Genomic DNA, 19,463 nt, shown 5'->3' on the forward strand with positions numbered 1-19,463 from the left:
TGCCCCGCGAACTTGTCGTCTCCGGCATCGGCCGTCGCCACGACAAACCAAAATCCGCCTTTGCCTTCGATGTGATCAGCCCTAGAGGGTAAAGCCTGATCAGCTCTGTGTGGTCGGAGACCGTCGAGGACTACGAGGCGGACTGTCAAAAGAAGAGGCTGGTCCAGCCGATCAGGAACGCATCGGCCGCCTTCAGCGCCACTCGGACAGATGAATTGGGGACGGCGGCGGAAGTCCAGTGGATTGAAGATCACTTCCCCGGCACGCTTCACAAGACCATTGCCGAAGTCCTTAAGGTTTCGCCAGCTCTCATTACCCGGCATATGAATCAACGGGTGGCGCAGCTCGGACAATGCAAGAGGTTCCAGGATGCGCTCCAAAACTCGTGAAATCGCTGCGTCATGCGGATTGATTCGAGTACATAACCCAAGACATTTACACTCGGAAAATGGCCGCGTTCGGCCATCAGCGGCGTTCTCGCTGTCAAAACCGGCTATCGTTCCGGTAGATCTGTGAGTTCTCGACTAACATCGAAGGACTATTTGGGTGAACGTGACCCGGAACGGTTCATGAAGGCAGAGCTTAATGGAACGCGCGGCGGATTGAGCTCGACTGAGCGGCTTTTGATTGCCAGCGTTAGCCAAAGGCAGGCGAGGTCTGTGGCTTCAAGCGAGCGCCTCATGGGGCGGAACCCGCGTATCTGATGACGCCACGGCCGAGAGGAGCAAAAGAAGATGTGGCGGCTGCTTACTGGGATCGGTTGGGCCATAAAGATCGGCACCCTGCCTTGGAAGCAGCCGGCGATCATCGCAGGTGTGGCCGCAGTTGCGCTAGGCGCTTGGGAGTACCTGCATCAAGCGCCCGCGCCGGTCGCAGCATTGGCCGGACTTGGCTTTTTCACGATGGTGTTCGTAATCATCATCGTGCCAACTGCCTACCTCTTCCAGCCGGCAACAGGCACATTCACGCCGCGATACCTCCGGTTCTACCTGTTGCCCCTAGGACGCCTCTCATGGCGCTTCGACAACTTTCTAGGTGGTAGTACACCTCCTGTCCGTGTCACGTGCTTCCAACCCGCTTTTCGGATCAACGTGGTCAGGGCATAAAGCCGCGCAGGGCAGAAATCTGATCGCCCCGCACTGGCGAGCGTGCTGACGTTCTGATCGAGTGCGGAAATCCCTACGTTAAGGCTGATGCGATTGCGTTCATGCCGCAGGGCAAGTGGTATCATTGTCAGGTTTTCTTCGGTGACGCCGGCCTATCGAAGGAGGAGTTCTTGACCCGCTACGATGGCTTTGAGTTCGTCTTCGAGTACGACGAAACTGAGTTCAAGAGGACCTTCGACCGCGCAGAGATTGAAAGACTGTTTGATAACTTCGCCCGCATGACGAGTTCACGGCCAGAAGTCAGGCCCACGCTGCGATCTGACCGCCCGTAGAACTCCCTCGCCCAGGACCCCGGTAAGGTGCGTGATGTCACCTACAGGAAAGGCGAGGGGGCCACGGAGGGGAGATGGGAAAGCGGCCGGAGAGGGGACGGCTTTGAGCTTTTGGCTCCCAAATATGGGGGTTGGAAGCAACTATATTAGGTCGGAGCGCGTAATGAGGATGCGCATTTGTCGCTCCGCAACCTACAGGTGACAAGTGTACTTCAAGCTAACTTATTCAATCCATGGAATGCACGTTCGGCGCCAGGACGAACTCCCCGCAACATGCCGCCTCGATAGTGCGAATATCGTCACTTTCTGGAGTCGTAAAACACAGCAGGGCAATCATTCCGCAAGTGATTTGTGCGTCGATCTTATCTCCCTACGCCAGCCTCCTGTGCGTGTATCGGAGACGCTGAAAGAGATGAAGAAGGGGAACCTACTACTGGATGATCCACTACAGGACGGTCTCCCTTACCATGCGGGAGGCGATCTAATCGTGGATGAAAAGGGCAACATAAAGCCCAGCTGGATTGTGCCTTTCGGCCTTCTTCCAAAAGGTGCCAAGCCATGGCTGCGGGAGCTCAAGAAGGACGCATCCGATTTGCTGACTGAGTACATCCGGGCAATGCGCTGGCGACAAGCAGCGTCGGGGGCTCACCGGCCTTTTGCAATGGTGGGGTTTTATTGGTCAGACGACAGCGTGACATGGAACAATGTCCCTACTGAGTATCAGGTCTTTGCACGCCAGCCTCGAGGCTTCGATATTCGGCCCGACGCACTAGCTGCGACGGCTGACCTGATTGCTGCGAATGCTGCGGAGCCGTTCGCGCACGAGCTTATACGCGAGGCCGGCCATTTGGCTTCTAACGCGCCGCGCAGTGCGCTGCTAATCGCCTTTTCGGCGCTGGAAACAGGTTTAAAGGCCCATGTCGCCTACTTGCTGAAGGGTAGTGAGACCTTGCTCGCGAAGTTGCCGTCTCCACCGGTGCAGACGTTATTAGGCGAGGTGATACCCGAGCTGCACTCGAAGGCAGGCATCAAGACAGAACACCTGCCGCTAGCGGAACCTGCACGAAAATACCTGACGAAGTGGGTGACTCAGCGAAATCAAGTAGCGCACGGCGTCAAACAGACCGTTGACGGAGAAGATCTTAGAGAGCTGATTCGCTTCGTTTCAGACATCCTGTACATTCTCGATGCCTGCCGGGGCCAAGAGTGGGCACTTGCCCACCTTCGCAGCGCCCACTTCGCCGCCTGAAAGTGCCCTGGGTGGCGAGCGAAGTTGCGTCCATCACCGCTCTCAGAACGTGAGCGCCACGCCGTCTCGGCCCCCTTCAGATCCATCTCAAACTCCACCAAATCCCCGGATAGCGGCACCTTCCGCAAATCCTCATCGAACCCCCAGCCGGAGTGCCTCTGCCCCTCCGGCCCTTCAAAATCCTCCATCCGGTAAGGGCAAGCGGAGCTACCGAATGCCTCGCCAGCCATGTTGTTAGGGCGACCCAGCCAGCTTCTCCCGTAGGTCGATTGGAGGCATCGCCGAGCCGATCCGAAACATATAGGGCACTTGCTTGCCGATCATCTCATCAAGCAGATTGACTGCAAGCGAAGCAGAGGCAGTGAACTCAACTGGATTGTCCACTATTCTTGGCGTTACCTCGGCGATTTCCTTCACATGAGCGATATAGGTGTTTCGATGTCCCACTTTCAGGCCGTTGACTAACTGCCGGTAGGACTTGACGGTCTTGTCGATACTGCGTGTGCGTTCAGGTTCCAGACCCTCCCGCTTCATCGCGGAAAAGGCTGACTGGAAGGACCGCAATCCTTTGCCGTCGTCATCAAGCGCAGTAAGACGGGCGATTATGTCCCGAGTGGCGCTCTCCAATAGCACGAGCTCAAGGGCCAAAGCCTCATAGCTCATTGTACGAAGAGTCGGAAGAACAGCCCGCTCTCGGTGCGCGTAGATCAAGATGAGCAGCCAGAGAATGTCCTGCCTAAGTCCGTCAAGGAGCGTCGCCGATGATGTGAAGCTCTTGGCCATTTTTCTGCGATCCGATTCCATACGTCGGCTGCACCCCTAGGGAGTGGAAGAGAGCAATGGGCTTCCTAGCCGCTTCCATGCTTCCCGGTAGGCGTCCACCTCATAGGCTTTCGGCTGTACCCAATACGACAGCTTGCCGGTGGGGTTCACGCCCTTGTGCGAAGCGGCCTTTACCTCGTCCAGGGTGAGGACAAAACACGTTGGCATGTCGGAGTTGGCGTTGATTGTGATGACCCACCAAGGCGAGCGCAGGGTGTCGAGAGAGCCCTCTAGCGGGACGGGGGCTCGCTTTGAAAGCGCCTTGGATTGGATAGCCAGAACGCGGGTTTCATCGTCGCTCGCCGCGTAAAGGTCAGCGCCTCTGGCATTTCGCACGGTCGGCATCACGTGCCAGCCGCGCCGGGAAAGCTCTCGCGCTACGTGGTAGAGGCCAGCATTGCCGGTGAGTTGGTGTCGCACAGTTAGGCATATCCCGCGTTGGCGTGCGGGGCGTAGGCGGGCCGGAGCGGACGCTCAACAGCCGGACCAGAGATGCCCCCGCCAAAAGTGTGAGGGGGAAAACGTGGGGGGTGGCGTGTGGGGGAAGGCAAAATCTGGCCATCCCCCAAGTTCTTAAAAATAAACGGGTATTTGCTTCCGCGCCGAACGGCTTACCGCGAGTAGAACTCGATGACCAGGTTCGGTTCCATCTGCACCGCATAGGGCACGTCCGTCAGGGTCGGCGTGCGGGTGAAGGTGGCGGTCGACTTGCCGTGGTCGGCGTCGATGTAGTCGGGCACGTCACGCTCGGCGAGAGCGGCGGATTCGATGACCAGAGCGAGCTGGCGGGAGCTCTCCTTGACCGCGATCACGTCGCCCGGCTTCACCTGGTAGGAGGCGATGTTGACGCGCTTGCCGTTCACGGTGACATGGCCGTGATTGACGAACTGGCGGGCCGCGAAAACCGTCGGCACGAATTTGGCGCGGAAGATCACCGCATCCAGCCGGCGCTCGAGCAGGCCGATCAGGTTCTCGCCCGAATCGCCCTTCAGGCGGATCGCCTCGGCGTAATAGCGGCGGAACTGCTTCTCGGAGATCGAGCCGTAATAGCCCTTCAGCTTCTGCTTGGCGCGCAGCTGCGTGCCGAAATCCGAGGGCTTGCCCTTGCGGCGCTGGCCGTGCTGGCCGGGGCCGTATTCGCGGCGGTTGACCGGTGACTTCGGACGGCCCCAGATGTTCTGACCGAGACGGCGGTCAATCTTGTATTTCGCCTCATGGCGCTTCGACATTTCGCGTGTCCTCTCGAGTTCGCGAGGTGAGGACCGCGCCCTCCTGTCCCCGTGCGGGGCGACAGATCCGGCTCGCAGGCGAGCGGATCACGGGTGCGGAAAAAGCCACGCGGGCCGTGTTCGGGCCCGCGCGACGCCGGTCCTATAGGCCGATGCGGGATCACAAGTCAATTCGCTGGCTCGCTTTTCGCCCAGGCCGGACGCGCCGCCGGGCCTGACGGCGGCGCTCAATGCTCCAGCGGCATCGGCAGGATGGCGATGTCGGCCAGCCCATAGCCGGCGAGCGCGATGCGCAGCGGGCCGGTCAGCCCGGTCCCGGCGGTGAAGACTGCGACCGCCTCGGGCGGGCCGGAAGGCGCAGAACCGGGATCGGGCCCGAGCAGCTGGGCGACGCGCCGGGCGATCGCCGGCGCCGGGTCGATCCAGGAGACGGGCCAGGGCGCCAGCTGCTTCATCCGCTCCAGCAGCAGCGGATAATGCGTGCAGGAGAGGGTGACGACATCGGTCCGCCGGCCCTCCGCCGTGACGAAGCAAGGCGCGATCTCCTCGCCGATCGCCGCATCGTCGGCGTCCTCGCCGCGCAGCACGGCTTCCGCCAGCCCGGCGAGGCGGGTCGAGCCGACGAGGGTGACGGCGCAGGCGCCGGCATAGGTCGCGATCAGGCCGCGCGTATAGTCGCGGGCGACGGTGCCGGGCGTCGCGAGCACCGAGATCAGCCCGCTGCGCGTGGTTTCCGCCGCGGGTTTGATCGCCGGCACCGTGCCGATGAAGGGCATGCCGAAGCGGGCCCGCAGCGCCGGCAGCACCAGGGTCGAGGCGGTGTTGCAGGCGATGATCACCAGATCCGGATGGTGGCGCGCGATCAGCCGCTCCATCACCGCCAGGACGCGCGCCACCAGCAACTCTTGGTCGAGCCTGCCATAGGGAAAGCCGGCATCGTCGGCGGCGTAGACGATGCGGGCATCGGGCCGCGCGCGGATGGTCTGGGCCAGGACGGTGAGACCGCCGAGGCCGGAATCGAAAACCAGGATGCGCGGGCTGGGGCGCGGCATGACGAGAGCGCCGTAGACCGTTCCGGCCAGAAGATCGACCTGCATGGCTGCTTCCGCGACGAGGAAAGCGCGATTGCGCCAGAGGCCGGTTAAGGCGAGGTCAAGGATGGGCGGCAGGGCCCTGACAATTTAGTTGACTCCGTCCAGTATCTGCCGCCTCCTGCCGCGATGGACGCGGATCTCGACGCCATCGCCGCCATTCGCGGCTTCAACCGGTTTCACACGCGCTGGGTCGGGGCCGTCGGCGGCAGCCTGCACGGGTCGGGCCTGGCGCTGAGCGAGGCGCGGGTGCTCTACGAGCTGGCGCAGCGCGACGGCGTGCTGGCCAGCGTGCTTTCCCGCGAGCTCGACCTCGACCCCGCCTATCTCTCACGCATCCTGAAGCGTTTCCTCCAGGCCGGCTGGCTGACGCGCGAGACGGCCCCGGTGGACCGGCGTGCGCGCCTCCTGCGGCTGACGCCGGCGGGGCACGCCGCCTTCCGCCCCCTCGACCAGGCCTCGCAGCGGCAGGCCGCGACGGCGCTGGCGCGGCTGGCGCCGGGCGAGAAGCGGGAGCTGGTCCAGGCGCTCGGGCGCGTCCAGGCGCTGCTCGGCGATGGCGAGGCGCGGCGCGATCCGTCGCCGCCGATCATCCGGCGCCATCGGCCCGGCGATATCGGCTGGATCATCGCCAGCCATGCCCGGTTCTATGCGGAGGAATTCGGCTGGGACGCCAGTTTCGAGGTGCTGGTGGCCGAGATCGCCGGCGCCTTCTTGCGCGATTTCAAGCCGGGGCTGGAGGCGGGCTTCATCGCGGAATGGCGCGGCGAGCCGGTGGGGTCGAGCATCGTGGTGCGGGAGGACGAGGAGACCGCGCGGCTGCGCCTTGTGCTCGTGGACAAGCGGGCGCAGGGGCTGGGGCTCGGCAAGAGGCTGGTGCGCGAGGCGATCGCTTTCGCGCGCAGTGCCGGCTATCGCCGCATGGTGCTCTGGACCAACGACATCCTGCATGCGGCCCGCGCGATCTACCAGGCGGAGGGGTTCAGGCTCGTCGCGGAGGAGCGGCACCAGTCCTTCGGACAGGATCTCGTCGGCCAGAGCTGGCAGCTCGATCTGCGAGGCGCTACGCCTTGAGCCGCGCCACGGCGGCGGCTGCGGCCTGTCCGGCCAGGGTCGCGCCGCCGACGGTCATGGCGCCGCCGCCGGCGGTCGCCTCTCCCGCCAGCCAGAGCCGCCCGCCGATCGGCTCNNTCTCGCGTCCCGGCAGGCAGACGGAATAGGAGCCGAGCGAGAAGGGGTCTGTCCACCAGGCCGGGAAGGAACAGGCCGTGACGGCCTGCCTCACGCCGCCGCCGACCATTTTCGCGAGGAGATCGACGCCATAGGCGCGGGCCTCGTCGATCCCGGCCTTCGAGAGCTGGCGCGCGTGATCGCCGCCGCAATAGCCGATGATGATGTCCCGATCATCGGGGAACAGCTCGAAATTCATCAGCGCGCGCGGCGATCCGGCCTCCAGGAAGGTGGTGCCGGGCGTCAGGCCGAAGCGCGCTCCGGGCGCGACCTTGAAGGCGATCTTGGTCAGCGCCCCCATGCCGATGCCGTTCAGCGCGTCGCGCGTGCGCGCCGGCAGCTCCGGCGTGAAGCGGATCGCTCCCGCCTTCAGCACGCCGACCGGGACGGTGACGATGCAGGCCCTGGCCCGCATGCTGCCGGAGGGGGTGGTGACGCGGACCCCGGCGCCATCCCAGTCGATGGCGCTGACCGCCTGTCCCCGGCGGATATCGAGCCCCTGGCCATGACGGGAGACGAGGGCGCCATAGCCGCTCGGCACCACGAGATCGTCGCCGGCCCAGAGCCGCTGGTAATCGCGCGCCGAAATCCTGTCGCTCTCCTCGCCGATGGAGAGGAGCAGACCCGAGGCGGCGACCGGTGCGAGATCGGGTCCGAGATCGCCCAGCAGCTCGGCGATCGAGAGATCGCGCTTGCCGATATCGACCGTTTCGAGCCGGCGGTCGATCTGGCCGAAAGCGCCGCGGCGTTTCAGCCGATCCTCCTCCGACATCGGCTTGCCATCGGCGAAGACGCGGAAGCCACCGCCCCAGGATTCGCCGGCGGTGGGAACGCCGAGCTCGCTGGCGATGCGGACCCAAGGGTTGCGCTCCGCCCAATGGATGTACATGGCCCCGGCGTCATAGGGCACGCCGAGCGAGGTGTCGGTGAAGGCGCGCCCGCCGATCCGGTCGCGGGCCTCGAGCACGATCACGCTGCGGCCGGCCGAGCGCAGGGCGCGGGCGGCGGCGATGCCGGAAGCACCGGCACCGACCACCACGACATCGACATCGGCGGAGCGGGCCCGGCCCGCCGTCCCGCCGAGACCAGCGGCCATGGCTGCCATCCCCATCACGATCTGTCTGCGGTTCACCATCGCCGTCCTGACCGTTCTACCGCGTGGGATGTGTCGCGATGATGATGGTTTTCAAGCGGGATGTGGTGGCGGAATTGCGGTGCGGCCGATCACGAGATCGGGATGGCGCGCGGCCGGGGCGGGACGGATGTGGGGTCAGCCCTGCTCGGGCTTGCGGCGGCGGGGCCCCTCGGCAAGCGATTTGAAGACGCCGCGCAGGGTGCGGGCTTCCTGCTCGGTCAGGCTCAGCCGGTGCAGTATGTCGCGGAGATTGGCCGTCATCACCGGCTTCTTGCCCGGCGGGAAGAAGCCGCAATGCTCGAGCTCGCTTTCGACGTAATCGAACATCGAGAGGATCGTCGCCCGGGTGGCGGGCGGTGACAGGGTCTGCTCGCGGAAGGGCGCGTCGCCGCCGGTGGCCTTGAACCATTCATAGCCGGCGAGCAGCACCGCCTGCGCCAGGTTCAGCGAGGCGAAGGCGGGATTGACGGGAAAGGTCAGGATCGCGTCGCTGAAGCTGATCTCTTCATTGGTCAGGCCGATGCGCTCGCGCCCGAACAGGATGCCGACACGCTCGCCGGCGCCGATCCTCGCCGCGAGCGGCGGCATCGCCTCGGCGGGGGTAACGACGCGCTTCATCTGGCCGCGCTCGCGCGCCGTCGTCGCCAGCACATGGTTGAGATCGGCGATGGCTTCGGCGGCGCTGGCATAGAGCCTGGCATTGTCGAGGATATGGGTGGCGCCGGAGGCCGCCGAGGTCGCGCCCTTCTTCAGCCCGCCGCCGGTCGGCCACCCATCGCGGGGCGCGACGAGGCGCAGTTCGGACAGACCGAAATTCGCCATGGCGCGGGCGCACATCCCGATGTTCTCGGCCATTTGCGGCTCGACCAGGATGATGACGGGCGCGGCCGCCTGGAGCGGGGGGCGGGTGCGGTCGGTGCCGGAACCGGGCATGGATAACGCCGTTCTCCTCAACACGGCGTCGGGCGCCGCGCTGCTGCTCTCGCCACTGCGGGCTTCGGCGTCAAGCCGATGCGAGGCATGGAGGCTGCGATGACCGGGGACGGAAACCTCGTAATGTGGATCGTGCTGGCGGCCATCCCCGTCGGGCTGGTGATGATCTCGCTCTGGTCGCGGGCGCGCCCGCCCGGCAAGGCGCGGGTCGACAGCTTCGAGCAGACGCGGATGCCGGAGGGGCGCTGATCAGCCGCGCGCGGATTCCACCGCCCGCAGCACCCGCAGCATGTTGCCGCCGGCGAGCTTCTCGAGATCGGTCTCCGACCAGCCGCGGCGGATCAGCTCCGCGAAGACGGCGGGGAAGACACTGGTATCCTCGAGCCCGTCCGGGTTGATCCAGCCGAAGAAATCCGAGCCGATGCCGACATGGTCATGGCCGATGCGGCGGGCGAGATAGTCGAGATGGTCGCAATATTCGGGCAGCGTCGCCTTGGGGCGGGGGCCCATGCGGCTCTGGATCTCGGCCTCGACCTTGGCGTAATCGAGCCCCTCCGGCGTTTTGCCATATTGGTCCTTGGCCGGCCGGTGCCAGTCTCGCGAGGCCTGGCTGATGAAGTCGGAGACGAAGGTCGCCATCACCAGCCCGCCATTGGCCGGCACCCGGTCGAGCACGTCGTCGGGGACGTTGCGCGGATGGTCGCAGAGGGTGAAGGCGTTGGAATGCGACCAGACCACCGGCGCGCCGGTGATGTCGAGCGTGTCGTGCATCACCTTGGGCGAGACATGGGCGAGGTCGACGACCATTCCGAGCCGGTTCATCCGGCCGATCACCTGCTTGCCGAAGGCGCTCAGCCCGTCATTGCGCGGCGCGTCCGTCGCCGAATCGCACCAATCATGGCTGTCGTTGTGGCACAGCGTCATCAGCCGGATGCCGAGATCGTAATAGGCGTCCAGCGCGTCGAGCTGGTGATCGAGCGCCGACCCGTTCTCGATCGTCATGAACAGCGCCATTCGACCCTCGGCCTTGGCGGCCATAACGTCGTCGGCGGAGAGGCCGGGCCGGAAGGCATCGGCATGGCGGCGCAGGATGTCGCGCATCAGCGCGATCTGGGCGAGGGCGAAGCCGGCCGGCCGCGGCTCGTTGGGCGGGACATAGGCCGCGAAGAACTGCGCGGCGAGCTTGCCCGCCTTCATCCGCGGAATGTCGGTATCGACCTCGGCATGCACCTTCGTCAGGTCGTAGAGGCCGACATCGCCCTTCGCCATGCGGTCCTTGCGGATCACATAAGGCAGGTCGTTGTGGCCGTCGATCAGGGGCGCGCGGTCGAGCAGCGCAAGCGCCGCGGCATAGGCATTGTCCTGGACGGGAGCGGGTGCGATGGCCATCGGCGCTTGTCTCTGGTCGGAATCGGGAGCGGGATCGTGGCAGGTCGCGGCCCGCGAGGCGAGGGCGCCCGGTGCAGGGGCGCCATGAAGCAGAGGAGGCGCCGGATCAACGCCGCGCCGCCGCCGCCCTAGCCGAAGCGGGCCGGGGAGAAGGGCGCGGGATCGACGAACACCTTCTGCCCGGTGACCATTTCGGCGATCATCCGCCCGGTGACCGCGGCCAGGGTCAGCCCGTGATGGGCATGGCCGAAGGAGAACCAGAGGTTCTTGTGCCGATGCGCGGCACCGATGATCGGCATCATGTCCGGCGTGCAGGGGCGGCGCCCGAGCCAGGGCTGCGGATCGAGCCGCTCGCCCAGCGGGAACAGGGTCTTGGCGATCGGCTCGGCGCGCTGCAGCTGCACCGGCGTCTGCGGCGCATCGCTATCGGCGAATTCGGCGCCCGTGGTCAGCCGGACGCCCTGCAGCATCGGCGCCAGGAAATAGCCGCGCTCGGTGTCGAGCACCGGGTGGTTCAGCACGGCGTTGCCGAGCGGCTTGTAATGCATGTGATAGCCGCGCTTGACGGCGAGCGGCAGGCGATAGCCCAGCCGGCGCGTCAGCACATCGGCCCAGGGGCCGAGCGCGACGACGACGTCGCGAGCCCGTGCGGTGGTGCCGTCTGCGAGGCCGACGCTCCAGCCGTCGGCGCCGTCCTGCGCGAGCGTGCCGGCATCGCCGAGCGCCGTGCGCCCGCCCAAGGCCTCGAACCGCGCGACATAGGCTTTCGACAGGCCATGGGGATCGACGACGGTGACCGGATCGGTCCAATGCAGCCCGCCGATCAGGCTCTGGTCGAGATGCGGCTCCTCCTTGCGCAGGGTCGCGACGTCGAGCGGGCGGTAGTTCAGGCCGAATTCGCGGTTCCAGCGGGCGGCCTCGGCCAGGCGCTCATCCTGCTGCCTGGCCGTGCGGAACACCTTCATCCAGCCATTGCGGCGCAGCAGATTGGCGGCGCCGGCCTCGTTGGCGAGGGCGTCGTGCTCGGTGACGCAATGCTCGATCAGCTTGGCGTATTTATGCGCGATCGCTTCGTGATGCGACGCGCGCGAATGCATCCAATAGCTGAACAGGAAGGGCGCGAGCTTCGGGATCGCGCTCCAGTGATAATGCGCGTCGATCGTGTTGTTCATCGCATAGCGGATGAGCGCGCCGAAATCATGGGGGAATCCATAGGGATAGACCCCCTCGCGCTGGATCAGCCCGGCATTGCCGTAGCTGGTTTCCTCGCCGGGCGCGCGCTTGTCGACCAGCAGCACGGAGCGGCCGGCCTTCTGCAGGTGGAGCGCGACGGAAATCCCGACGATGCCCGCGCCGAGAACGATCGTGTCCGTCTGCATATCCGCCTCCACCGTCTGTCTTCCCGTCAAAATAGCCGGTCACGTCGCAAAGTCAGCGACGCGGCTCGTTTTTGCGACCTTGAGGCTCAAGTTTCGCAAAATTTGCGCCTGCCAGAGCTGAAGCCGCCTAAGTGCTTGCTGCAGGGGCGGGCGCGAGCAATTTTCTGCCAGCGCAGGAGGGGGCTGCGGCGGCCGGTGATGACGCGGGGTGCGGGATCGGCCAGTGTCGCGCCTCCGATCCTCGATTCCGGCCGCCATGATCCGCTCCATCGCCGCTCCTCTCGCCGCAGGGCTGGCCTGGCTCGGCCGCTATGGCACGCAGGGTTTCGCGCTCTCGATCTTTCTGGGGCTGGCGCTGCCGCAATTCTCGGCCGCGGCGCGCCCGCTGCTGCCGGTCACGATCTTCTGCTTCACCACCGTCGTGTTCATGCGGGCCGATCTCGGCATCATCGGCGGGCTGGTGCGCCGCCCGCTTAAGCTGCTGGTCGCGGTGGCCTGGCTGTTCCTCGCGCCGGTGCTGCTGATCGGCGCCCCGCTGCTGCTGATCGGCCGCGAGGCGCTGGATCCCGGGCTGTTGCTCGGCCTTGCCCTGCTCGCGGCGGCGCCGCCGGTGATGTCGGCTCCGGCCGTCGCGATCATCTATGGGTTCGAGCCGTCGCTGCTGATCGCGGGCGTGATCATCACCACGGTCTGCGCCCCGGTGGTCGCGCCGCTGCTGGTCGAGCTGCTGGCAGGGGCGGCGGTGCCGCTCGACCGAGCGGCGCTGATGCTCCGCCTCGTGCTGTTCATCGGGGGCGGCGTGACGCTCGCGACGCTGATCCGCAGCTGGCTCGGCACGGAGCGGATCAGGGCGCTGAAGCCCAATCTCGATGGGTTCGGCGTGCTGATGTATTTCGTCTTCGCGATCGCCGCGATGGACGGGGTGACGAAGGCCGCGATGGCCGATCCGCTGCGCGTCCTGCTGTTCCTGGGATGCGCCTTCCTCGTCGCGCTCGGCGGGCTGGCGGCGGGGTTCCTGCTGCTCGGCGGCCTGCGCGGCGCTGAGCGCTTCATGATCGGCTATGCCACCGGCCAGCGGAATATGGGGCTGCTGGTGGCGGCGCTCGGCGCCGGCGTGCCGCCCACCACCTTCCTGTTCTTCGCGCTGGCGCAGTTCCCGATCTATCTCCTGCCCTGGCTGCTGCGCGGTCTCGCCGGGCGGATCCGGCGGCAGGACTGTGCAGGGGCGTAGAGGCGCAAGGCGCGGCTGCTGCCGCCGCCTGACAGAACCGGCCGCCATGATGGCTTTGTCGCATCGGCACGGAGCCTGCCATGATCACCTTGTACAGCGCGCCGCTCAGCCTGTTCGCCCGCAAGGTCGAGATCGCGCTCGGCGAGAAGGGCCTGCCCTTCAACCGGATCATGGTGCCGTTCAACCAGGCCACGGGCTATGATCCCAAACATCCCGAAGTGTTGGCGCTGAACCCGAAGGGGCAGGTGCCGGTGCTGACCGATGAAGGCCTCGTGCTCTATGATTCCACGGTCATCCTGGAATATCTTGACGAGGCGCATCCGGAGCCCGCGCTCTTCCCGAAGACGCCGGTCGCGCGGGCGCGCTGCCGGCTCGAGGAGCTGTTCGCCGACGAGATCATGCTCGCGGCGCTGCGCCCGCTGATGCATCGCACCGGGCCGCGCATCGCCGATCGCGAGCGCCGCGCCGCGCAGGATGCCGATGCGGTGATCGCGGAGGGGCTGCTGGCCCGCCATTACGAAACGCTGGAGGCGAGGCTGGCCGGCCGCAGCTTCTTCGCGGGGGATCTCAGCGTCGCCGATATCGCGCTGTTCATGAGCGTACTGTTCTCGCTGCGGCTCGGCGGCCCGGCGCTGACCGGTTTCCCGGGTCTCGCCGGCTGGTATGAGAGGCTCGGCCAACGGCCGGCCTTCGCCCGCGTCGCTGCCGAGATCGCGGAAGCCGACCGGCGGCTCTCCTGCCCGGTGAAAGCGGCCTGAGCGCAGCCTGCGCGGCCGGTCCCCGAGGACGGGGCCGTGCAGGATCCGCGAGAGGCGATTGCCCGGATCAAGGCGGCGGGCTAAACCCTCCGCCATGTCCGCACCCATCCGCATCGCCCCCTCGATCCTCTCCGCCGATTTCTCGAAACTCGGGGAGGAGGTGCGCGCCATCGACGAAGCCGGAGCCGACTGGATCCATTGCGACGTGATGGACGGGCATTTCGTGCCCAACATCACCTTCGGCCCGGATGTGCTGAAGGCGATCCGCCCGCACAGCGCCAAGTTCTTCGACGTGCATCTGATGATTTCGCCGGTCGACGCCTATGTCGAGGCCTTCGCCAAGGCGGGCGCCGACCTGATCTCCTTCCATGTCGAGGCGGGGCGGCATCCGCATCGGACGCTCCAGGCGATCAGGGCCCAGGGCAAGCAGGCCGGGATCGTGCTCAATCCGGGGACGCCGGCGAGCCTGGTCGAGCCCCTGCTGGACTCCGTCGACCTGATCCTGCTGATGACGGTCAATCCGGGTTTCGGCGGCCAGAGCTTCATCCGCTCCGTCCTGCCCAAGATCGCGCAGGTCAGGGCCCTGATCGGCGAGCGGCCGATCGCGCTGGAGATCGATGGCGGCGCCACGGCCGAGACCGCGCCGCTCGCCGTGCAGGCGGGGGCCGATGTGCTCGTCGCCGGTTCGGCGGTGTTCAAGGGCGGGCCATCCGCCTATGCCGGCAATATCGCGGCGATCCGCAAGGCGGCGGAAGCCGCGCGCGGCGACTGGGTGTGAGATGTTTGATTCCGCCCTCATGCTCCGGGACGCCGCCTCGCGGCGCCTCGGGCCGGGGGATCGTATGGTGACAAGGACGAGACGATGATCCCGCGCTATTCCCGCCCCGACATGGTCGCCATCTGGGAGCCGCAGACGCGCTTCCGGATCTGGTTCGAGATCGAGGCGCACGCCACCGACAAGCTGGCGGAGCTCGGCGTCGTGCCGAAGGAGGCCGCCGCCACGATCTGGGCCAAGGCGCGCGACGCGGTGTTCGACGTCGCCCGCATCGACGAGATCGAGCGCGTCACCAAGCACGACGTCATCGCCTTCCTGACCCATCTCGCCGAGATCGTCGGTCCGGAGGCGCGCTTCGTCCACCAGGGCATGACCTCCTCCGACATTCTGGACACCACGCTCTCGGTGCAGCTGGCGCGGGCGACCGACATCCTCATCGCCGATGTCGACGCGCTGCTCGCGGCGATCAAGCGCCGGGCCTTCGAGCACAAATTCACCCCGACCATCGGCCGCTCGCATGGCATCCATGCCGAGCCGGTGACCTTCGGGCTGAAGCTGGCGCAGGCCTATGCCGAATTCGACCGCTGCAGGCACAGGCTCGTCGCGGCGCGGGCCGAGATCGCGACCTGCGCGATCTCCGGCGCGGTCGGCACCTTCGCCAATATCGACCCGGCGGTGGAGGCCCATGTCGCGGAGAAGATGGGCCTCGTGGTGGAGCCGGTCTCGACCCAGGTGATCCCGCGCGACCGCCATGCGATGTATTTCGCCACGCTCGGCGTCGTCGCCTCCTGTGTCGAGCGGCTGGCGACCGAGATCCGGCATCTGCAGCGCACCGAGGTCTATGAGGCGGAAGAATTCTTCTCGCCCGGCCAGAAGGGCTCCTCGGCGATGCCGCACAAGCGCAACCCGGTGCTGACCGAGAACCTCACCGGCCTGTCGCGGCTGGTGCGGGGCATGGTGACGCCGGCGCTGGAGAACGTCGCGCTCTGGCACGAGCGCGACATCTCGCATTCCTCGGTCGAGCGGATGATCGGCCCCGATGCCACCGTGACGCTGGATTTCGCGCTGGCGCGGCTGACGGGCGTCATCGACAAGCTGCTGATCTACCCCGACAACATGCGCAAGAACCTCGACCGGCTCGGCGGGCTGCATAATTCGCAGCGCGTCCTGCTGGCCCTGACCCAGGCCGGCGCCAGCCGCGAGGAGAGCTACGCTCTGGTCCAGCGCAATGCGATGCGGACCTGGGAACATGGCGAGGATTTCCTCACCAACCTCAAGGCGGATCGCGAGGTGACGGCGCGGCTGTCGGCCGCCGATCTCGAGGCGATGTTCGACGAGGGCTACCATTTCAAACATGTCGAGACGATTTTCGCGCGGGTGTTCGGGGAGGGTTGAACCGGCTCGGCAACGGGTCCAGATTGACGGGATGATCCCTGGCGGCGCAGGCGCGGCGAGCCCTGGCTCGGAGAAGTGTCCGGCCGGATTGCAGGCGGGGGGAGCGGCCGTGATGCCGCGCCGAACGCCGCAGTCGCCCGGCGGCTGATCGCCGCCCCCCGCGCAAAGCCCTCACGGTTCCCTGATCCTCATGAAATCCTCCGATACCGACATCCTCATCATCCCCGGCTGGTCGGGCTCCGGGCCCGATCATTGGCAGAGCCGCTGGGCGGCGAAACTGTCCACGGCGCGCGTGGTCGAGCAGGAGGATTGGTACAAGCCGTCCCGCCAGTTATGGGCGCCCCGCATCGTCGAGGCGGTGCGGGCGGCGACGCGGCCGGTGGTGCTGGTCGGGCATTCCTGCGGCGTCAGCGCGATCGCCCATGCGGGTGCGCTGCTCAAGCCCGGCGAGGTGGCGGGGGCCTTTCTGGTGGCGCCGGCGGCCGAGCGCGCCAAGCGCAGCCTGCCGGGCATGGAGGCCGATTTCATCGCGCATCGGCGCGAGCGCCTGCCTTTCCCGAGCGTGCTCGTCGCCAGCGCCGACGACCCCTATTGCACGCTGGAGGAAGCGCGCGAGCTGGCGCAGGCCTGGGGCTCGGATTTCGTCGATGCCGGCGAGAGCGGCCATATCAACAGCCAGTCCGGGCACGGCCCCTGGCCCGATGGGCTGCTGCGTTTCGCGGGATTCCTCAGGAGCTTGACCGCGGTCCCTGCGAAACCGATTCAGGACGGCCGGGCCGGCTGAAGCTCGCCCGAGGTGAGGGTGGGCCGGCCGGATCGGTCTCAAGTCGCGGGCTGCGGCCCGCTTTCGCCGGTAGATGCGGCGGGCTCAAACGAAAACCGCCCCGGCTTTCACCGGGGCGGATCGCTTCAGCGCGACGGCTCAGCCGAGATCAATTCTCGACATAGGTGATCTTGCCGTCGGCGCCCTTCTTCCAGGTGTACATGGTGTAGTCGGGACGGGTGATGTCGCCCTTCTGGTCGAAGCCGAGCTTGCCGATCACGGTGTCGACCGGCGCGCCGCCACGGAGCGCGGCCGCGACCTTCTTCGGATCGGTCGAGTTGGCGCGCTTGGCACCTTCGGCCATGACCTGGACGGCCGCGTAGCTGTACAGGGTATAGGCTTCCGGCTTGAACTTCTTGGCCTCGAACTTCTTGATCACCGCGGCCGCCTCGGGGCGCTTCTGCGGATCGGGCGGGAAGGTCATCAGCGTGCCTTCGACACCGGGGCCGCCGATCGTGGCGAACTCGTCGGTGGTGATGCCGTCGCCGGAGATCAGCACGGTCTTCAGGCCCTGGTCGCGCATCTGGCGCACGATCAGGCCGCCTTCGGTGTGCAGGCCGCCCCAATAGAGGTAGTCGGCGCCGACGGATTTCAGCTTGGAGATGAGCGCCGAGAAATCCTTCTCGCCGGCGTTCACGCCCTCATACAGCACATCCTTCACGCCGGCCTTGGTGAGGCCCTTGCGGGTCTCGTCGGCGAGGCCCTGCCCATAGGTGGTCTTGTCATGGACCACCGCGATCTTCTTGTCCTTGAGGTTCTTGGCGATGTAGGCCGCCGCGACGTCGCCCTGCTGGTCGTCACGGCCGCAGGTGCGGAAGACGTTCCAGAGGCCGCGCTCGGTGATCTTCGGGTTGGTGGCCGAGGGCGAGATCATCAGCATGCCGTTCTCGGCATAGACTTCCGAAGCCGGCATGGTCACGCCGGAGTTGAAGTGGCCGACGACCCATTTGACCCCGTCGCCGACGAATTTATTGGCGACCGAGACGCCCTGCTTGGGATCGGACACGTCGTCGCCGACGGAGACCGCGATCTTCTGCCCGAGCACGCCGCCGGCGGCGTTGATGTCTTCCACCGCCTGCTCGACGCCGTTCTTCAGCTGCGCGCCGAAGGCCGCGTTGGGGCCGGTGATCGGCCCGGCGACGCCGAGCTTGATCTGTGCATTGGCCACGCCGGAGAAGGCGAGGACCGCGCCGAGCGCAATGCCGCTCAACAGCAGTTTCTTCATGAGATCAGACTCCCCTGTCTTTACATTTGAACGGGCTGGATGATCCGCCCGTCTCGGCGCGTGATGATGCCGTGGAAGCCAGTCTCGCGCTTTTTCCACGCTCTGTCACGCGTCAAGCTCAGTGCCCTTTCAGGCGAGTTCACGCTTGATTTCGACACCTTCGCGCGGCTTCCAGCCGAAGGGGCCGGTGCGCTCGAAGAGCCAGCGATATTGCGTCGTCATCTGCCGCGCGCGGTGATAGCGCCAGCCCGCCAGGGCGAAGCCGAGCAGGATGATCGTGTCGACGATGTAGTAATGCAGCGTCAGCAGGCTCGCCTGGAACAGGGCGAAATGGATGAAGCGCACGACGAGGCCGAGGACCAGCGTGTAGATCACGAGCTGATAGGTCGGCTTCCAGGTCACGGCGATGGCGCGCCCGGTCATCCAGGCGAGCCAGCCGCCCATGACGACGGTGACGAGCAGGAAAAGCCAGACCGTCGGCTCCTCGTAGAGTATCCCCTGCATCGGTCAGGCTCCCTGGTTGTGCGGCGGTTGCACGCGGCCGGCGCGCGGCTCGCCGATGCGGGCGCGGGGGAGGCGGGTTTGCATCAATGCCGCCCGCCTTCGAGATAGGCCGCCCGCACCTGCGGGTTGGCCAGGAGCTCCTGGCCGGTCCCGCTCATCGTGATCAGGCCATTGACCATGACATAGCCGCGATGGGCGAGCTTCAACGCGTGGAAGGCGTTCTGCTCGACCAGGAAGACGGTCAGCCCCTGGGTGCGGTTGAGCTCGCGGATCGCCTCGAAGATCTGCTTGACGATCAGCGGGGCCAGCCCGAGCGAGGGCTCGTCGAGCAGCAGCAGCTTGGGCCGCGCCATCAGCGCCCGGGCGATCGCCACCATCTGCTGCTCGCCGCCCGATAGCGTGCCGCCGCGCTGCTGCAGCCGCTCCTTGATGCGCGGGAACAGCACGCAGATCTTTTCGAGGTCCTCGTCGAAATGCTCGAGCCCGCGCACCGAGGCGCCCATCTGCAGATTCTCGAACACGCTCATCCGCGGGAAGATGCGCCGGCCTTCCGGCGATTGGGCGATGCCCAGCCGCGCGATCTCGTGGCTCGGCATCTTGGTGATGTCGCGCCCCTCATAGGTGATCGTGCCCTCGCGCGCCTGCGGATTGCCGAAGATCGTCATCATCAGGGTGGATTTGCCGGCGCCGTTGGCGCCGATCATGGTGACGATCTCCCCGGCGCGGACATCGAGGTCGACACCCTTGAGGGCGATGATCTTGCCGTAATAGGTCTTCACGCCGCGCACCGTCAGCACCGGCTCGGCCTGCGGCTGGGTTGCGGGGGGCTGCGAGAGGATCGGGGCTTCCATGGTCAC

The 19,463-nt window shown here is 66.3% G+C and carries 20 protein-coding genes and 1 pseudogene; 10 read left to right on the forward strand and 11 right to left on the reverse strand.

Annotation, left to right across the window (positions count from 1 at the left end):
• Positions 1 to 107 precede the first annotated feature (107 nt).
• From ASG72_RS11385 to ASG72_RS20745, 3 genes are all read left to right on the forward strand, one after another.
• Positions 108 to 389: a hypothetical protein gene (locus ASG72_RS11385; RefSeq protein ID WP_056712320.1), complete on the forward strand. Its 282-nt coding sequence runs from the start codon at positions 108 to 110 to the stop codon at positions 387 to 389.
• Between the two features lie 887 nt (positions 390 to 1,276).
• On the forward strand, positions 1,277 to 1,438 hold the full coding sequence (locus tag ASG72_RS11390; RefSeq protein ID WP_156395906.1) for a hypothetical protein: 162 nt from the start codon (positions 1,277 to 1,279) through the stop codon (positions 1,436 to 1,438).
• 205 nt (positions 1,439 to 1,643) lie between these two features.
• Positions 1,644 to 2,687: a hypothetical protein gene (locus ASG72_RS20745; protein WP_156395907.1), complete on the forward strand. Its 1,044-nt coding sequence runs from the start codon at positions 1,644 to 1,646 to the stop codon at positions 2,685 to 2,687.
• A gap of 234 nt (positions 2,688 to 2,921) precedes the next feature.
• Here the strand turns inward: ASG72_RS20745 and ASG72_RS11400 are convergent, their stop codons facing one another.
• From ASG72_RS11400 to murI, 3 genes are all read right to left on the reverse strand, one after another.
• Positions 2,922 to 3,470 carry a hypothetical protein gene (locus ASG72_RS11400; protein ID WP_056712325.1) on the reverse strand — a complete coding sequence of 183 codons (549 nt, stop codon included), beginning with the start codon at positions 3,468 to 3,470 and terminating at the stop codon, positions 2,922 to 2,924.
• A gap of 650 nt (positions 3,471 to 4,120) precedes the next feature.
• The gene (gene rpsD, locus ASG72_RS11405; RefSeq protein ID WP_056712327.1) at positions 4,121 to 4,738 is read right to left on the reverse strand and encodes a 30S ribosomal protein S4; all 618 of its coding nucleotides are present in this window, start codon (positions 4,736 to 4,738) and stop codon (positions 4,121 to 4,123) included.
• Between the two features lie 227 nt (positions 4,739 to 4,965).
• Positions 4,966 to 5,835 (reverse strand): glutamate racemase, encoded by an 870-nt coding sequence (gene murI / locus ASG72_RS11410; RefSeq protein WP_056712329.1) that lies wholly within the window; start codon positions 5,833 to 5,835, stop codon positions 4,966 to 4,968.
• Positions 5,836 to 5,958: 123 nt separating this feature from the next.
• On the opposite strand from murI, the gene ASG72_RS11415 reads away from it, so the two are divergent.
• Positions 5,959 to 6,903 carry a helix-turn-helix domain-containing GNAT family N-acetyltransferase gene (locus ASG72_RS11415; RefSeq protein WP_056712331.1) on the forward strand — a complete coding sequence of 315 codons (945 nt, stop codon included), beginning with the start codon at positions 5,959 to 5,961 and terminating at the stop codon, positions 6,901 to 6,903.
• Here the strand turns inward: ASG72_RS11415 and ASG72_RS21265 are convergent.
• The 3 genes and pseudogenes from ASG72_RS21265 to ASG72_RS11425 form a co-directional block, all read right to left on the reverse strand.
• Positions 6,893 to 7,018 (reverse strand): hypothetical protein (locus ASG72_RS21265; RefSeq protein WP_244488783.1); only part of this gene is annotated, 126 nt, incomplete at its 5' end. The genes ASG72_RS11415 and ASG72_RS21265 overlap by 11 nt on opposite strands.
• Before the next feature lie 2 nt (positions 7,019 to 7,020).
• Positions 7,021 to 8,194 (reverse strand): annotated as a pseudogene (locus tag ASG72_RS11420) (NAD(P)/FAD-dependent oxidoreductase); the annotation flags it as partial.
• A 135-nt stretch (positions 8,195 to 8,329) separates the two neighbouring features.
• Positions 8,330 to 9,127, reverse strand: coding sequence for an RNA methyltransferase (locus tag ASG72_RS11425; RefSeq protein WP_056712333.1), 798 nt, complete (start codon positions 9,125 to 9,127; stop codon positions 8,330 to 8,332).
• Positions 9,128 to 9,226: 99 nt separating this feature from the next.
• On the opposite strand from ASG72_RS11425, the gene ASG72_RS20750 reads away from it, so the two are divergent.
• A complete protein-coding gene (locus ASG72_RS20750; protein WP_156395908.1) occupies positions 9,227 to 9,376 on the forward strand; it encodes a hypothetical protein in 150 nt (49 codons plus the stop codon).
• Here ASG72_RS20750 and ASG72_RS11430 read toward each other — a convergent pair whose 3' ends face one another.
• The gene (locus ASG72_RS11430; protein ID WP_056712334.1) at positions 9,377 to 10,516 is read right to left on the reverse strand and encodes a dipeptidase; all 1,140 of its coding nucleotides are present in this window, start codon (positions 10,514 to 10,516) and stop codon (positions 9,377 to 9,379) included.
• Between the two features lie 128 nt (positions 10,517 to 10,644).
• Positions 10,645 to 11,895, reverse strand: coding sequence for an FAD-binding oxidoreductase (locus tag ASG72_RS11435; protein WP_056712610.1), 1,251 nt, complete (start codon positions 11,893 to 11,895; stop codon positions 10,645 to 10,647).
• Between the two features lie 223 nt (positions 11,896 to 12,118).
• Between ASG72_RS11435 and ASG72_RS11440 the strand changes: the two genes are divergently transcribed.
• From ASG72_RS11440 to ASG72_RS11460, 5 genes are all read left to right on the forward strand, one after another.
• Positions 12,119 to 13,126, forward strand: a complete 1,008-nt coding sequence (locus ASG72_RS11440) for a hypothetical protein (RefSeq protein WP_156395909.1) — start codon at positions 12,119 to 12,121, stop codon at positions 13,124 to 13,126.
• An 80-nt stretch (positions 13,127 to 13,206) separates the two neighbouring features.
• Positions 13,207 to 13,884: a glutathione S-transferase family protein gene (locus ASG72_RS11445; protein ID WP_244488770.1), complete on the forward strand. Its 678-nt coding sequence runs from the start codon at positions 13,207 to 13,209 to the stop codon at positions 13,882 to 13,884.
• A gap of 94 nt (positions 13,885 to 13,978) precedes the next feature.
• Entirely contained in the window at positions 13,979 to 14,662 is a 684-nt protein-coding gene (rpe, locus tag ASG72_RS11450) for a ribulose-phosphate 3-epimerase (RefSeq protein ID WP_056712336.1), read from the forward strand.
• Between the two features lie 84 nt (positions 14,663 to 14,746).
• Complete coding sequence (gene purB / locus ASG72_RS11455) at positions 14,747 to 16,054, forward strand: adenylosuccinate lyase (protein WP_056712337.1); 1,308 nt, start codon at positions 14,747 to 14,749, stop codon at positions 16,052 to 16,054.
• A 190-nt stretch (positions 16,055 to 16,244) separates the two neighbouring features.
• On the forward strand, positions 16,245 to 16,838 hold the full coding sequence (locus tag ASG72_RS11460; RefSeq protein WP_056712338.1) for an alpha/beta hydrolase: 594 nt from the start codon (positions 16,245 to 16,247) through the stop codon (positions 16,836 to 16,838).
• 148 nt (positions 16,839 to 16,986) lie between these two features.
• Here ASG72_RS11460 and ASG72_RS11465 read toward each other — a convergent pair whose 3' ends face one another.
• The 3 genes from ASG72_RS11465 to ASG72_RS11475 all read right to left on the reverse strand — a co-directional run bounded on the left by ASG72_RS11465 (position 16,987) and on the right by ASG72_RS11475 (position 19,457).
• A complete protein-coding gene (locus ASG72_RS11465; protein ID WP_056712339.1) occupies positions 16,987 to 18,102 on the reverse strand; it encodes a branched-chain amino acid ABC transporter substrate-binding protein in 1,116 nt (371 codons plus the stop codon).
• Between the two features lie 129 nt (positions 18,103 to 18,231).
• Positions 18,232 to 18,606, reverse strand: a complete 375-nt coding sequence (locus ASG72_RS11470; RefSeq protein ID WP_056712340.1) for a DUF6867 family protein — start codon at positions 18,604 to 18,606, stop codon at positions 18,232 to 18,234.
• 83 nt (positions 18,607 to 18,689) lie between these two features.
• Entirely contained in the window at positions 18,690 to 19,457 is a 768-nt protein-coding gene (locus tag ASG72_RS11475) for an ABC transporter ATP-binding protein (protein ID WP_056712341.1), read from the reverse strand.
• Positions 19,458 to 19,463: the final 6 nt, after the last annotated feature.

Source organism: Allobosea sp. Leaf344 (assembly GCF_001426225.1).
Lineage (GTDB): Bacteria > Pseudomonadota > Alphaproteobacteria > Rhizobiales > Beijerinckiaceae > Allobosea.